This is a genomic window from Candidatus Symbiopectobacterium sp. NZEC135 (genome assembly GCF_025962695.1).
This window is the reverse complement of the sequence record NZ_JAGFPF010000909.1, coordinates 1-849: the sequence shown is the minus strand read 5'-3', so window position 1 is coordinate 849 and position 849 is coordinate 1. Positions and strand designations below refer to the sequence as shown.

At 55.2% G+C, this 849-nt stretch carries 1 protein-coding gene; it reads right to left on the bottom strand.

All coding sequences use genetic code 11. The features are described from left to right. Positions 1 to 706: VOC family protein (locus tag J5224_RS31365; RefSeq protein ID WP_264628900.1), on the bottom strand; the 706-nt coding region annotated here is incomplete at its 3' end. Between the last annotated feature and the right edge of the window lie 143 nt (positions 707 to 849).

The window sequence follows — 849 nt, the reverse complement described above, 5'->3', positions numbered from 1 at the left end:
GTTGCTCCAGCGGTAAATTAAGCTGTTGGGCTTTTTGTCGGATGGTGCGGGTATCTCTGCCAGAAATCCGGATACTTGCAAATCGGCTTTCGCGATCATCAATCAGAGGGAGTAAAGTGCCATACTCTGCCTGCCATTCCTCGTGGCTGATCACCTTAAGCAGTTCGGTGTCGCCTAACTGTGCGTACTGTGCTCGGGTTGCCGCAGCATCATGCGCCACCACGGTTAATGTCTGAATCTTGCCCGGCTGTAACCAGGCATCACGCCACACCCATTCCGGGGTGTGATGCTGGCAGAAGTACACCCGGCCGGCACTGAAAGTCCCCGATGCCAGACGTACGGTGCTGAACCGGGCCTCGCCTCTTTCTGTGCCACAGACGACTTCACGAGAAAAGTGTTGCACCGGTTGTACAATAAAACCGGCAGATTGCAGGGTTGCTTTGGTTTGTTCGGCGCTGTCGCTGGCAAACACCAACCCGTCAGGACCGGGAGGATTGTCGAGCAGTTCTCGACGCAGCGGTTCGTCTTCGCAGGGTAGTCCAATCAACTCCAGATAGTGGTCGGAAAACATGATCAGATGGTTGATCGATCCCAGGCTGTGATACCCCTTAGGTGTTAAGGTGAATCCCAGTGCCCGGAACAGTTCCGCGCTGTTATCCAGCGCGAAGTGGCTGTTTATCACCAGATGATCCAGTTTCAGGATCATACTGCCCCCTGTTCCGTTGGCATGGCATACAGACCCCGACCGCTGGCAACCAAACGACCTTCTGCGTCATACACCCAGGCCTCTGCGCAGGATGCCTGTTTGCCGAGTTTGAGCACTTTCGCTTTTACCGTCAGGTCACCCCG